Below are 544 nucleotides of genomic sequence, written 5' to 3' on the forward strand. Positions count from 1 at the left end.
CCCTCGCTCTCGCATCCGGAGCCCGACGCAGACTACGTCGTCGGATACATCGTGCTGGCGATCTCGGCGGTACTCGAGGCGACCTCATTCGTCCAATCGATCCGACAGGCACGTGCCGGTGGGCGACGAATCTCGATGCACCCGTTACGTTTTGTCAGTCGCACCTCCAACACGACGCTCCGTGCGGTGTTTGCCGAAGATGCTGCGGCACTGGTGGGCCTGGCGATCGCGGCCACCGGGATGGCGCTGCACGAGATCACCGGGTCGGCGGTGTACGACGCCGTCGGTTCGATTCTGGTGGGCTTGTTGCTGGGAGTCATTGCGATCTTCCTGATCAAGCGCAACGGCGAGTTTCTGTTGGGCCAGCGAGCGTTGCCCGCCACCCGGCAGGCGATCCTGCACCAGCTGCTCGCCCACCCCGACATCGACCGCGTGACCTACCTGCACGTCGAATACGTTGGTCCCGCACAGTATTACCTCGTCGCCGCCATCGACATCCGCGGCGATCTGCGAGAGCACGACGTCGCGGTTCTGTTGCGCCGCA

1 protein-coding gene is annotated in these 544 nt (G+C 64.3%); it reads left to right on the forward strand.

Annotated elements, in window-relative coordinates:
* The coding region (locus B1964_RS27030; protein ID WP_172398980.1) for a cation transporter at positions 1–544 on the forward strand (544 nt) is incomplete at both ends.

This window comes from Gordonia sp. i37 (genome assembly GCF_002043085.1).
In the GTDB taxonomy this organism is placed as follows: Bacteria; Actinomycetota; Actinomycetes; order Mycobacteriales; family Mycobacteriaceae; genus Gordonia; species Gordonia polyisoprenivorans.